This window comes from Janthinobacterium sp. GW460-12-1-14-LB5 (assembly GCF_059423585.1).
On record NZ_JBWKYD010000004.1, the window covers coordinates 65,031 to 77,875 of the forward strand.

Sequence of the window (12,845 nt, forward strand, 5' to 3'; positions counted from 1 at the left end):
AGTCCCAGTATAGATTATCGGCCGCGCAGGATGCGCCCCAGTTCCTGCAAGCCGTGCGCCATCTCGGCCGGGGGAATGGCCGCAAAGCCCAGCAGCAGCCCGGGCGGCGTGGCGCATTCGGGCCCCGCCGCCGGGTCGGCATAGTGCCCCAGCGGGCGCAATTCGATGCCCCGCGCCAGTCCCGCGCGCGACACCGCTTCCTCATCGTGATCGCCGCGAAAATACGCGCACAGTTCCAGCCCGCTGTCGGCCGGACCGCACGCGAGCTGGTCGCCCAGTTCGTTTGCCAGGCCGCGCACCAGCAGGTCGCGCCGCTCCGCATTGCTGTCGCGCGTGCGGCGGATATGCCGGCCAAAGTGGCCCTCGGCGATGAAATCGGCCAGCGCCATCTGCGGCACGATGGCCGTGTGGCGGTCCATCACGGCCTTGGCCTGCACCAGCGCCTCGGCCAGCGCGGGCGGCGCCACCATGTAACCAAGGCGCAGCCCGGGAAACAGCACTTTCGACAGGGTGCCCACGTAGACCACGCAGCCGGCCCGGTCCAGGCTTTGCAGCGAGGCCAGCGGCGCGCCCGTGTAGCGGTATTCGCTGTCGTAATCGTCTTCCACCAGCCAGGCTTTGTTTTGCGCGGCCCAGGCCAGCAGGGCCAGGCGGCGGGGCAAACTCATGCTCACGCCCAGCGGCATCTGGTGCGACGGCGTCACGTAGGCCAGCTTCGCCTGCGGGCAGTGCGCCACGCCGTAGGCCACGTCCAGCCCCTGCGCATCGATGGGGACGGGAAACACGCGCGCGCCGGCCGCGCGCAGCGGGCCGCTGGCGCCCCGGTAGCCGGGCGACTCCATCCAGGCTGACTCGCCCGGCGCCAGCAGGATGGTCGACAGCATGAACAGCGCCTGCTGCGAACCGGACGTGATGACGATCTGCTGCGGCGTGCACTGGACGCCGCGCGACGCCTTCAGGTACACGCACAGCAGTTCGCGCAGCGGCAGGTAGCCGGCCGGGTCGCTGTAGCCGAACTGGTGGTCGGGCCGGCGCCAGCGCCGCGCTTCCAGGCGGTTCCACACGTCGAATGGAAAATGGTCGATGCGCGGCATGCCGACGCGGAAGGCGCGCAGCGGGCCCCGGTGAAACGCCACCTGGCGCATGGCCGTCACCACGCCCTGCCCGCGCGCCGACAGGGGCCGCAGCAGGCCGGGCGCCGCTGCCGGAGCAGGTGCCGACAGCGGTACGTCGACGCTGACAAAAGTGCCGCGCCCCACGGCGCCATCGAGATAGCCTTCGGCCGTCAGCAGCGCATACGCATTGAGCACCGTCTGGCGCGACACGGCCAGCAGGCGGCAAAACTCGCGCGTGGGCGGCAGCTGCATGCCGGGATGCATGCTGCCATCGAGGATGGCCGCCTTGATGGCGGCATACAGCTGGCGGAACAGCGGCTCGGCCGCGCCGCGCTGCAGCGGCAAGGCGGCGATGATGTGGAGCAGGTGGGAAGCTGGCATGGTGGCATTCTAAAATTGGTAGCTTCAAGATAGCACTTATTGGCTGTTTTAAATAGCCAAGACTGGCGCTAAGATGGCGCATCCCCTCACTCTTGCGGAGCACCCATGCATCAATTTTTCGCCACCGTGGCCTGGCAGCGCGACGGCCAGGATTTCGCCGGCCAGCGCTACAGCCGCGGCCATGAATGGCGGTTCGACGGCGGTTTGCGCGTGCCCGCCTCGTCGTCGCCCCTGTCCGTGCCGCTGCCCATGTCGGTGGCGGAAAATGTCGACCCGGAAGAGGCGCTGGTGGCCGCCACGTCGAGTTGCCACATGCTGTTCTTCCTGTCGCTGGCTGCGCAGCGCGGCTACGTCATCGACGACTACCGCGACGATGCCGTCGGCGAACTGGGCAAGAATGCACAAGGCCGCCTGGCCATGACGCGCATCGTGCTGCGCCCGCGCATCGCCTTCGCGGGAACGCCGCCTACGCCCGAGGCCTTGGCCGCCCTGCACCACGATGCGCACGAGCGCTGCTACATCGCCAATTCGCTGACGGCCGACGTCGTCGTGCAAGGAGTCCACTGAATGCACACGCCCTCCTCCTTCCGCGAAGAGCGGCTCGACGTGCTGCATGGCCTGATCGACGCGCATCCGCTGGGCGCGCTGGTGCGCCACGGCGCCGATGGCCTGTGCGCCGACCATCTGCCGTTCGAGATCGCCGCGCCCACGCTTGACGCGCCGTTCGGCATCCTGCACGCCCACGTGGCACGCGCCAATCCCGCGTGGCGCGCCGCCGGTGCGGGCGACGACTGCATGGTGATCTTCCAGGGACCGCATGCCTACATCACGCCCGCCTGGTATGCGGAAAAGCAGCGCAGCGGCAAGGAAGTCCCCACCTTCAACTATGCGGTGGTGCACGCGCACGGCCCCCTGCGCGCCATCGACGATGCGGCATGGCTGCTGGGACTGGTGGAGCGGCTGACGGCGCGCCATGAGGCCAATCAAGCCGCGCCGTGGAAGGTAAGCGACGCGCCGGCCGGCTATATCGACAAACTGCTGAAAGCCATCGTCGGCATCGAAATCCCCCTCACGCGCCTGGAAGGCAAATGGAAGCTGGGGCAGAACCGCAGCCTGCAGGACCAGGCCAGCATGGCGCAGGGCCTGGCGCAGGGCCATCAAGCCGGCGCGGCGCAGGCGCTGGGCGCGCTGATCGCCGCCAACGTCAGCTCAGCCAGCTGACGGCCGCCGAAAGGGAAAGGTGATGGCGAGGATGGCCGGCTAGGGCTTGAGCTGGGCGCGGATCTCGCCGGCCGGATAGGCGGCGCTGTGCACGTTCACGTACAGGTTGCCGGCCTGGTAGCTCGCATACTGGGACGGCGTAAGCATGGCGCCGGCCGGCACGGCAAACATGCCGGCGCTGGTCTGCATCAGGGGCACGATGACGGGGCCGTTGGCGCCCGCTGGCGCTTCATGGATATGCGCGACAGTGGCCACCATGCCCGTGTAGCGCACGCCGCCGCTGACGCTGCGGTCGTGGGCGACGCGGATATTGCTGCTGCCGGTGGCCATGCTGGTGTTGGGCGGCACTTCCTGCGCGCCCGTCAAGGTGACATCATGGCCGCCCGGGTGATGCGGACCATGGGAACAGGCGCCCAGCAGGGCGGCCAGCGCCAGCACGATGGCGGCGCGGCGCACGGGTTGTTGCAATGTGCTCATCGCAGTACTCCTTCAACGGACATCGGATCACGGATGGCGCCCTGCCCCGCACAGCGGGGCCTGCGCCGCGTAGCGCGCAAAAAAATCTTGCCGTAATACGACGGTAACGCCATACCGCCGTGTCCGCTTTGCTGTGCGCCAAACCTGATGCTCGCCCGCTGCCGCGTCCTCAGGCCAGATGGCCTTCCGCCACCCAGCCCCGGTTGGCGGGCGGCGCCTTCGGCTTGGGCGCGATGCCGCTGCTTTTTTCCGCATCGAGGATGATGCTGCGCATGCTGTCGCTGGCGGCCGGCCCCGGCGCGAACGCGTAGTACTCGTCATTGATGGGCAAGCCCGTCATGGCGTCGACCAGCACCGGATCGGCGGCCAGGCCCGTGTCGCGGCTGGCAATGACGAGGCTGGCGCCTTCCGGAGCGAAGTTTTCATTCCCCCAGGCAATAAAAGCCAGCAAGACGGGCTTGAAGGCGCGCCCGGGCTTGGTCAGCACATAGTCGTAGCGGGGCGGCTTGGCGCAATACAGGCGGCGCGTCATCAAGCCCCCTTCCACCAGGTCGGCCAGGCGGCGCGTCAGGATGGTGGGCGCGATCTTGAGGCTTTTTTCAAATTCGTCGAAACGCGTCTTGCCGTAAAACGCTTCGCGCAGGATGAGGATGCTCCACCATTCGCCCACCTTTCCCAGGCTGCGGGCAATCGGGCAGGGCAAATTATTAAAGTTGGTATGTTTCATGACCGTCTCCTCACGTTGATCCAACACAACAATTAAAAAAAATCTTACGGTTGCCACACGGAAACTTAGTTACTATCGTTTTGCAAGCCGCCTCCCGCCCCGGCGAGCGCCTGAAAATACGCGAAAACTCACACTTTTCTTGCTCCAGTACAATCATGCCCAGTCCAGCTTCTCCCATCCCGGTGCGCAAAACGGCGTCAGAGAATGTTGTTTCCCGTCCGTTTTCACCTGATACGCTTACGATGACTCCTTTGAAATTTGCCGTCCTGCCAATCTTGCTCACCCTGTCCCTCTGCCAGACCACCGCCGCCGCCACCGTTTCCTCCGCATCGTTCCAGGCCACCTTCGTCGTCCACGAAGCGTGTACCGTCGTCTCGCAGCGCGGTAGCACCCAGGTGCGCTGCCAGCACAACACGCCGTATCTGCTGCAACAGCAGGCGACGCCATCGGACAGCGGCCTCGTTACCATCACGTTCTAAAAATAAATCGTTGCCGTCACCGTGTCCTTGTAGTCGCCGGGGCGCGGCGACATCTGCGCCGGCACGCGGCCGTAAATCGTCAGCGGCACGCTGGCGCCCGTGCCCGTACCCGTCACCATGCTGGTGCCGGCCGTGCCGTCGCCCCACAGCGGGCCATCGAGCGTGGCTGACAGCAGGTAGCTGACCTTGTCCGTCGTTAAGATGTTTTTCATTTGCCGGTTGGCCACATCGGCCGCCACGCTGCCGCCGTTCAGGGCAATCTGGTAGGCATTGTTGTTCACGCAGCGCACGGACAAGGTGCTGCTGCTGCGCAAGTTGCCCGTCAGGATGGATGCGTTGGCAAACGCCATCGGCGTGGCCGTGATGGTGCAATCGTTGACGGCGGTGGCATTCACCGTAAAGCCGAAGCTGCCGCTGCTGGCCGTGCAACCCTGCAAGTTAATCAGGCCATACGTCGTGTAGGTGTACGTGCCCACGCCGGCAAAGCTCGATGTATAGACGGTATTGGCGTTGGCGACCGTGGGCACGGCGGCCAGGGCGCTGCCGGCAGGAATCTTCGCGTACACGGTAAAGGTGGTGGAATACGTGCCGGGCGGGGCCAGCAGGCCGGCCGACAGGATCATGCCGAACGTCGATGGCGCGCCCGCCACGCCGGCGCCGCCCCAGATCTTCGCCGTCGCATACGAATTGTCCACGTACACGTTGTATTCCATGCGGTTGCTGCCGTTGCCCAGCTTGCGCGGCAGGGCCGAGGTGGAATTCGTGCCCAGTCCCAGCGAGATGCACACTTGCGCATTCGGCGTGAGCAGCTGTCCCAGGTTCAGCGAGGAAAACAGGCAGCTGAAGGTGCCCGTTGCCTGCGCCACGTAATCGCTGCCGGAAATCGGGCTGACGGTGCCGAAATCGATATTCGTCATGCTGACCGTGCAGGTATCGGCCGCCCGCGCCACGCTGCCCCAGGCGCAGCCCAGCAGCAAGGTCAGGCATGGCAGCAGGCGGCGCATCAGCGGCCCGCCCCGGCGCTGGCGGCGGCGCAGCGCAGCGGCCCGATCACGGGCAAGCCGCCCGCCGCCGGACGCGCATAGGCAAAACGCACCGTGCAGGCGCTGTCGCCCTCGCCCAGCTGTAATTGATTCTGTTCCCGCAAATCGTCGACGAAAACGATGCCGTCAAATCCCACCACCGTCTGCTTGCCGCTTTGCACGTGCAGCACGGGCAAGCCCGTGGCCAGCGGCTTGCCCTGCGCATCCTGGACGATGACGGTGGCCGCGCTGTAGCGCTCGATGGGAAACGCGGCCAGCACGCCCGCCAGGTGTTGCGGCACAACATTGATATTTGTCACGGGTACGCGCGCGTCGACGTCGAGTTCCTCCGTGGCGATGCTGATCTGGTTGTTGCCATAGGGATTCAAATTCGGCACCAGCAGATAGCCGCTCCCGCCCGTCACGCCGATCTGGCGGTTTTCATGCAACACGGGAATATTTGCCACGCCGCCCGTGGACACCAGCGCAAAACCGTTGCCCACCTGGCGCGCCGCCTCGACATGGCCATCCATCAGTACCAGTGCGCCGGCTGCGCCCAGCGAGGAGGCATTGCCCATGCTGCTGCTTTGCGTGCGCGCACTCACGCGGCCGTCATTGCCCAGGTATTCCAGCTGCGCCTGCCGGTAGGCGTTGCCGCCCGCCGTGCCAGCCTGCACGCTCCAGCCGAAGCCGCCGCCGAAGTCCGCCGCGCGCTGCGCGCTGACGCTGCGGCCGCTCTCGCCGTTTTGCCGGCTGCTGTTCACGCTGAGGGCCAGATTGTTGTCGAAGGCCATGCTCAGGCCGAAGTAAAAGCCCCGTTTCTCGCGTTGCCGCAAATCCTGGAACAGGCTGGCGTTGAAGAACAGGCCGTGAAACAGGGTGGCCGAATAGCCCATGGTGGCCAGCTTCGATGGCGGCGCGCCGGGCGTGCGGTAGCGGATATAGCTGCTGCTGATGCTGCTTCCTGCCGGCAAGGGCAAGCTGACGGTGAGACGGTCCGCCGCGCGCACCACGGGGCTGCCGTCGCGCGAGGCCAGGTCGCCAAAGCGGGCGCTGGCGCGCACGCTCTGCACATCGATGCTGAAGCGCGGCCCCATGTACTGGTAGCCGGCGCCCAGCTGCGCACCGCGGCTGCGCCCGGCACTGGCCGACAACGAACCGTTGAGCACGCCCGCCTGGCCCAGCCGCACCAGCGCGCCCGCCCCCGCCTGGTACAGGCCGGCCGCCAGTTCCGCATGGCCTTCGATGGTGAAGTGATCGCTGACGCCATGGCGGCCGGAAGCGCTGGCGACCAGCTGCCGCTCATAGCCGAACAGGCGGCGGCCATAGTCGCGCCGCACGGCGCCCGCCTCGACCGAATAATCGCTCAAGCCGCTGGCCAGCATGCGCGTATCGACATACAGGGGCAGCACGGTCGTCACGCTGCGCCCCAGCGCATCGCGGGTGATGAGGGTGGCTTGTCCGGCGCCATTGATGCCGGCCACTTGATTCAGGACAAATGGACCGCTGGGCACGCTGGCCGAATATTGCTGCACGCCATTCACATACAGGCTCAGCGACGACGGCACCAGCGCCGTGCCATCGACGGAGGCGACGGGAAAGGTCAGCAGGTCGGGGCGCAGCTGGAAATTCTTGCGCCACTGCACGCCGCCCACGCGCACGGCGCGGCTCCAGCTGAGCGAGGAGGAAATCAAGTCGCCCACCTGCCACGTTTGCAGGGTCTCGGGATCGGCATGGCTCCAGAAGGTGTCAAAACGCATGTACTTGCGCTGGTCCGCGCCCAGGTTCACCGTGCCGGTATTGCTGAAAACACCGCTGTCATTGAAATAGCGCAAATCATTGAACAGGGCGGCACGCCGCGTCTGCCCCAATTCCGTATAAGCTTCGTAATTGAGGACGGCGCCGGGCGTGACGCGCGATGGCGGCGTCTGCGCCGCCGGGCGCGCACTGATGCGGTAAGGCGAACGCAAGTCGTCCGCCACCTGCAGCGACACGCTCTGGCGCGCCGCATCATATTCATAGCTGAGTCCGGGAATCGCATCGAGCGCCACCTCGGTCTGACCGGACGCGACCAGGCGCGCCGGGTCCAGCCCCAGCTCCTGCAAGTTCGCCACGCTGCTGCGCAAGGTCTTGCCCACCTGGGTAAAACGCAAGATCAGCCCGGTTGAAACAGCATTCACACTTACCTCCAGATACAGTTCATTCGGCGCCGCCGGATCGGTGGGCAAGCTGGCCGGCCCCGGATCGGCGCCCGTCACGGCCGCCGCGCCATCGGCCCGGGCCAGCGGCGCCATGACCAGCAACAGCAACGCTGCCAGCACGCGTTTCATGCTTCACGCCGGTCGCGCCCGCCATCGCGGCCATGTTCAAGGTGTCGAATTCTTGGCAATGAGCGCCTTCGCATTCACATTCACCGCAATACTCAACGGCCCATCCAGTTCGGCCTCCCTGGCGACGGGCAGGCGCCATACGCGCATGCGTTCGGCCAGGACATAACCAAACAGCCCCTTGCTGACGGTAAACTCCTTGCCCGCCTGGTTCGTGAACGTCATCGCACCGATCTGCGCATGGACATTGCCGCTGTTCTTGATACGCAACATCCACTCGCCCCGCTCGCGGAAGACTTGCCAGTCGAGCACTTCCTTGCCCGGCGCAGCGGCCGGCAGCACGAACACGGGCACCGAATAGCGCAGGCGGATATCGACGCCGCTGCGGCCCGCATCATCTTCGCGGCTGACTTCATCGATGAGCACGCGATACGTCTTTTCCTGCGCGACAGGGCCAGCCTGGGCACGCACGAGGCGGATGGTCTGGCGGCTGTTGGCGGCGATTTCGACGATCGGCGGACTGGCCACCAGCTCCTGCGTCGGCGCCAGCGTTTCCTCGCCATCGCGCTGGTCCCAGGCGAACACCCGCACCTGCCCGTAGATGGGCTGGTCCCCGAGGTTTTGCAGATTGATGCCGGCCGCACTCTGTACGGCGCGCAACGTGAGCGTCACCGGCGAAATCTGCAGATTGGCGCCGTTCGCGCCCGCAGCACAGCAGGCCAGCAGCGCCAGCACGCTTTTCATCAGGGAATTCGAAGCGGCCTTCACGCAGCGCCTGGCTTAAAAGTAAACGGTGGCCGTGATGGTCGACTTGTAGGTATCGGGCGCCGGCGTCGCTTGCGGCGGAATGTTGCCGTACACCGTGATCGGCTGCGACGAACCGTTGCCGATGCCGCCGACGGTATTCGTGCCCTGCGTATCGCCCCACAAGGTGCTGCCGGCCGTCTGGTACAGGTTAAATTGCACCGTCCCCAGGTTGCCGCCGGTGCCGCTCAGGTAGCGCGTGGTGCCGCTCGAGCCCGTGCCCGTGCCCGCCGTCAAGCCCACGTTGTACGGCGTGGTATTGGTGCAGGTGACGTTCACGGTCGTATTGACGTTCACGGCAGTAGCCAGTACGCCCTGACTTTGGCCAAAGTCGAGATTGGCCGCCGCAATGGTGCAATTGGCGATGATTTTCAGGGTGACGTCAAAGGTCGTGGTGTTGCTGCCGTTCAGATACACGGCGGCATCGGCGTAGCCAGGCAGGAGGGCCGTAGCGGCAAGGACGACACTGGCGGCAGCGGTCAAGCGGGGTGAAATAACTCGCAACATGATACCTCCTGATGACGAAACATCATTAATGCGCCCATCGGCATGAAGGGCTCGAGGATAGTCACGGTATTGCCGGCGTTTTCTGGGGCACGCAAACCAGGACGACAAACTACGCGCGCCGAGAGTCAGGAACCCGGGGACTCCGGCACTTTTTGCAGCATTGGCAAAACAGATTTTTTGGCAAGCGACATTGCTTAAAATCAATGCATGAGTGAATTATTGGCGATCTGGGAAATCGGCGCTTCTTCTGGCGGAGAAACATCTTTTGAAACACGAGAAAAGCAGAAAAAAAAGAAAAAGCGAGGCATAATAAGCCACAACTTGCTATTTGGTTAAGTCATCCATGCCATGCCATTGACCAGCGAAACCATCAAAAAAAACATCTTGATCGTGGACGATTCCGCGTTCGAGCAGCGCATGCTGATGGAACTGCTGAGCGAGCAGCCCTACCGTTTCAGCATCGCGTTCAATGGCTACCAGGGCTACCAGCTGGCGCTGGCCACGCATCCCGACCTGATCCTGCTCGACGTGCGCATGCCGGAAATGGATGGCTACACGGCGTGCCGTTTGCTCAAGGCGAATCCCGAAACGGAATCCATTCCCGTGATTTTTCTCAGCGGCGCCGATGCCGCCAAGGAGCGCATCATGGGCTTGCAGGTGGGGGGCGTCGACTACATTTCGAAGCCGTTCACGCCGGAAGAACTGGCCGCGCGTATCCATATCCACCTGGGCTTGATGCGTAAAAGCAACAGTACCTTGCCGGCAGCAACGCCGATCAGCGACAAGCTGCAGCATCCCGACCTGGTGTTCGTCAATGCCGTCAAGCAACTTATCCTCGACAACCTGGCCAGCCTGCCCAACCTGTCCGAAATCGCCCGCAGCGTGGGCACTTACCGCGAAAAGCTGACCCTGATGTTCCGCGAACAGACGGGCATGACGGTGTTTGCCTTCATCCGCGAAGCGCGCATCGCGCGTGGCGTGGCGTTGCTGCAACAGACCGAGATCGACGTGCAGGATATCGCCCTGCTGATCGGCTTCCACAACGCGGGCAACTTCGCCACGGCCTTCCGCGAACGCATGGGCGTCACGCCCAGCGCCTACCGCCAGCGCCTGCAGGAGCAGACGGGCCAGCGGCAGGTGTCGAACGGGCACTGAGGGGCACGCATGCCCCCTCGCACCCTAGAACTTGTAGTTCAGCTTGAGCGACGCGAAGCGGCCGCGCGGGTCGCTCTGGGTAAAATCGAAGCCCGATGCCGAGTAATCCCACGGCGCGCGCTTGTTGGCCAGGTTCTGCACGATGAAGGTGACGTTCGCCGCTGGCGTGACTTGCCAGCTGCTGGTCACGTCGAAGGTGCTGAAGGCGGCCACGGACTCGTCGAGGTGCGTGTTTTGCGCATAGCTGCCCACGTAGTTCCAGGTGAGCGTGGACGACCACTTGCCCTGCTCCCACGTGGCCGAGGTGACGCCGCGCCATTTCGGGATGGAGCCGAAATAATTGGTGCCGGCGCCGTTCGTCAGCGGCGCGCCGTCGGACAGCGGTTCGGCAAAGCGCAGCACGCGGCTCAGCTGGCCGGCCAGGGTCAGCTTGCCCCAGTCCTGGTCGACGAAGCGCTGGCGCAGGTCGAGATCGATGCCCGACACGTCACGCTGGCCCTGGTTGCGGAACTGGCGGTACAGGGTCGTGATGCGGCCATCGGCGCCGCGCGCGACCTTTTCCGGCGACGTCAATTCATTGTCCAGGGTGGTGGTGGCGCTTTCCGTGCCGATCACGCCTTCCTGCCGGATGCGGTAGTAATCGAGGCCGATGCTGGAACTGCTGGTGGGCGAAATCACCACGCCCAGGTTCAGGTTTTTCGAGCGCTCGGGGCGCAGCGCCGGATTGGCGATGGTGATGACCGTCACGCCGCGCGACAGCGTCGGCGTCAACGGGTCGCGCGGATCGATCACGCCGGTATAGCTGACGGCCGTGCTGTCGGTGATTTCCGGCAGCGACGGGGCGCGGAAGGCGCGCGAGACGGTGCCGCGCAGCAATAACCAGGGCGCCGCCTGATAGCGGGCGCTGGCTTTGGGCGAAAACGCATTGCCGAAATCGCTGTAATGGTCGGCGCGTCCCGCCACGTTGACGGACAGGTCCTTGAGCACCGGCACATTGAATTCGGCAAACAGCGCCGACACGCTGCGCGAACCCTCGATGATATTGAGCGCCGGACGCAGTTCCGTGCCCGACAGCACGGCCGTCGAGGTTTGCGAATCCATCTTTTCGCGGCGCCATTGGAAGCCGGCGGCAAAGCCCAGCGGGCCGGCCGGCAAGTTCCAGATATCCTTGGCCGCCGAGAAGTCGAGCGTGTCGAGCGTCGATTCGGCCGGGCGCAGGGTCGACAGGCGCAGGCGGTTGCGCACCGCTTCGCTGTTTTGCGATGGATCAAAGAAATTGTAGCTGCCGTCGGCCAGCACTTTTTCGAATTCGTAGCGGTTGACGAAATTCTGCACCGTCTCTTCCAGCTTGCTGCTGGAATGGGCCACGGCCGCATCCCAGTCCCAGCCCGCCAGGGTGCCCTTGACGCCCGCCAGCGCGCGGTAGAACGTCACCTTGTCCTGCTTCAGGCGCGGCCCCAGGTCGAACAGGGTAGCCGTGAACGGCAGGGGCGTCGCGCCCGGATTGTTCGGATGCCCCACGGGCAGCACCACGGGAATCGTGTCGAGCCGCTTGGTGCCGTTGTTCCACGCGCGCAGCGAGCTGCTCACCGTCAACGGCGCGCTGAAGGTCTGGTCGGCGCGCGAATAGCTGTGCAGCAGGTCGACGTAGGCTTCCGTGTCCGCGTTCAGTTTCACGGTGCCGCGCAGCGAGGAGTGGATGCGCTGGATGCCCGGGATCAGGGTTTCGTAGGGCGACGGATTGTAGGCCAGCACCTGCCCCGCGCCGTCCGGGTTGATGGCGCTGTACGGCACCAGCTGCAGCGGGCCGCGCACGCCGCCCAGGGTCTGCGTGGGATCGGCACCGGCGTAATTCGTCACGTTCCAGCCCAGGCCGCCGCGCTGCTGCTGGCGGAAATCGGCGCCGCGCAGCCATGCCACGTCGCTTTGCTGCAGCTTGTCGCGCTGCTGCGCATCGACCGAGAAGACCACGCTGTAGCCGTCTTCCTCCAGCTTGCCGAAACCCGTCTGCAGCGCCGCGCTCTTTTCGTGCTGGCCCGTGCCTTGCGTCGAGCCGCCCCATTGCGCCGTGATGTCCGTGCCCGTGAATTCCTTGTACAGGATGATGTTGACCACGCCGGCCACGGCGTCGGAGCCGTAGACGGACGAAGCGCCATCCTTGAGCACTTCGATGCGCTGCACGGCCGCCATCGGCAGGCTGTTCAGGTCGACGAAGGTCTGCTGCAAATCCTGCGCCGTGGCGTAGCTGGCCACGCGGCGGCCATTGACGAGGATCAGGGTGTTTTGCTGGCCGATGCCGCGCAGCGACAGGCCCGAGGTGCCGGCCGAGAAACTGCCCGTATATTGTTCGTTGTAGCTGTTGCCGCTGTTGGCGGAGATGGCGCGCAGCACGTCCGACACGCTGGTCTTGCCGCTGGCTTTCAATTCCTTGGCCGTGATGACTTGCACGGCGCTGGCGCCCTCCTTTTCGCTGACGCGGATATTCGATCCGGTGACGTTGACCCGCAGCATGTCCTCCTCTGCGTGGGCGATGGTGGCGACGGAGGGAAAGGCGGCGGCGATGGCAAGACTGATGGCGAGTGGTTTGAACATGGTTTCCTCTTCTTGGGATTGCAGCCTTTTTTCGATAA

13 protein-coding genes are annotated in these 12,845 nt (G+C 65.0%); 5 read left to right on the forward strand and 8 right to left on the reverse strand.

The annotated features are described in order from the left end of the window. Positions 1–14: 14 nt before the first annotated feature. Positions 15–1,496, reverse strand: coding sequence for a MocR-like pyridoxine biosynthesis transcription factor PdxR (gene pdxR, locus AC07X6_RS04900; RefSeq protein ID WP_494790271.1), 1,482 nt, complete (start codon positions 1,494–1,496; stop codon positions 15–17). A gap of 105 nt (positions 1,497–1,601) precedes the next feature. On the opposite strand from pdxR, the gene AC07X6_RS04905 reads away from it, so the two are divergent. Next, a complete protein-coding gene (locus AC07X6_RS04905; RefSeq protein ID WP_474294392.1) occupies positions 1,602–2,063 on the forward strand; it encodes an OsmC family protein in 462 nt (153 codons plus the stop codon). Next, positions 2,064–2,717, forward strand: coding sequence for an FMN-binding negative transcriptional regulator (locus AC07X6_RS04910; RefSeq protein ID WP_494790272.1), 654 nt, complete (start codon positions 2,064–2,066; stop codon positions 2,715–2,717). It begins immediately after the preceding gene. A 39-nt stretch (positions 2,718–2,756) separates the two neighbouring features. Here AC07X6_RS04910 and AC07X6_RS04915 read toward each other — a convergent pair whose 3' ends face one another. Beyond that, a complete protein-coding gene (locus tag AC07X6_RS04915; RefSeq protein WP_494790273.1) occupies positions 2,757–3,194 on the reverse strand; it encodes a CHRD domain-containing protein in 438 nt (145 codons plus the stop codon). 169 nt (positions 3,195–3,363) lie between these two features. Next, a complete protein-coding gene (locus AC07X6_RS04920) occupies positions 3,364–3,921 on the reverse strand; it encodes a winged helix-turn-helix transcriptional regulator (RefSeq protein WP_076565423.1) in 558 nt (185 codons plus the stop codon). A 242-nt stretch (positions 3,922–4,163) separates the two neighbouring features. Here AC07X6_RS04920 and AC07X6_RS04925 point away from each other — a divergent pair, with 242 nt between their 5' ends. After that, positions 4,164–4,400 carry a hypothetical protein gene (locus tag AC07X6_RS04925; protein ID WP_494790274.1) on the forward strand — a complete coding sequence of 79 codons (237 nt, stop codon included), beginning with the start codon at positions 4,164–4,166 and terminating at the stop codon, positions 4,398–4,400. On the opposite strand, the gene AC07X6_RS04930 is transcribed toward AC07X6_RS04925, so the two are convergent. Genes AC07X6_RS04930 through AC07X6_RS04945 form a run of 4 tightly spaced genes read right to left on the reverse strand, consistent with a single transcriptional unit; the run spans position 4,397 to position 9,060 of the window. Then, complete coding sequence (locus AC07X6_RS04930; protein WP_494790275.1) at positions 4,397–5,404, reverse strand: Csu type fimbrial protein; 1,008 nt, start codon at positions 5,402–5,404, stop codon at positions 4,397–4,399. The two genes, AC07X6_RS04925 and AC07X6_RS04930, sit on opposite strands and share 4 nt — an antisense overlap. Beyond that, complete coding sequence (locus AC07X6_RS04935) at positions 5,404–7,752, reverse strand: fimbria/pilus outer membrane usher protein (RefSeq protein ID WP_494790276.1); 2,349 nt, start codon at positions 7,750–7,752, stop codon at positions 5,404–5,406. Before AC07X6_RS04935 ends, AC07X6_RS04930 begins: the two co-directional genes overlap by 1 nt. Before the next feature lie 36 nt (positions 7,753–7,788). Next, the gene (locus tag AC07X6_RS04940) at positions 7,789–8,517 is read right to left on the reverse strand and encodes a fimbrial biogenesis chaperone (protein WP_230541329.1); all 729 of its coding nucleotides are present in this window, start codon (positions 8,515–8,517) and stop codon (positions 7,789–7,791) included. A 12-nt stretch (positions 8,518–8,529) separates the two neighbouring features. After that, positions 8,530–9,060, reverse strand: coding sequence for a Csu type fimbrial protein (locus AC07X6_RS04945; RefSeq protein WP_494790277.1), 531 nt, complete (start codon positions 9,058–9,060; stop codon positions 8,530–8,532). Positions 9,061–9,267: 207 nt separating this feature from the next. On the opposite strand from AC07X6_RS04945, the gene AC07X6_RS04950 reads away from it, so the two are divergent. Then, complete coding sequence (locus AC07X6_RS04950) at positions 9,268–9,396, forward strand: hypothetical protein (RefSeq protein ID WP_268993984.1); 129 nt, start codon at positions 9,268–9,270, stop codon at positions 9,394–9,396. Between the two features lie 12 nt (positions 9,397–9,408). Further along, positions 9,409–10,215, forward strand: a complete 807-nt coding sequence (locus tag AC07X6_RS04955; RefSeq protein ID WP_494790278.1) for a response regulator transcription factor — start codon at positions 9,409–9,411, stop codon at positions 10,213–10,215. A gap of 24 nt (positions 10,216–10,239) precedes the next feature. Here AC07X6_RS04955 and AC07X6_RS04960 read toward each other — a convergent pair whose 3' ends face one another. Next, positions 10,240–12,807 carry a TonB-dependent receptor gene (locus AC07X6_RS04960; RefSeq protein ID WP_494790279.1) on the reverse strand — a complete coding sequence of 856 codons (2,568 nt, stop codon included), beginning with the start codon at positions 12,805–12,807 and terminating at the stop codon, positions 10,240–10,242. Positions 12,808–12,845 lie beyond the last annotated feature (38 nt).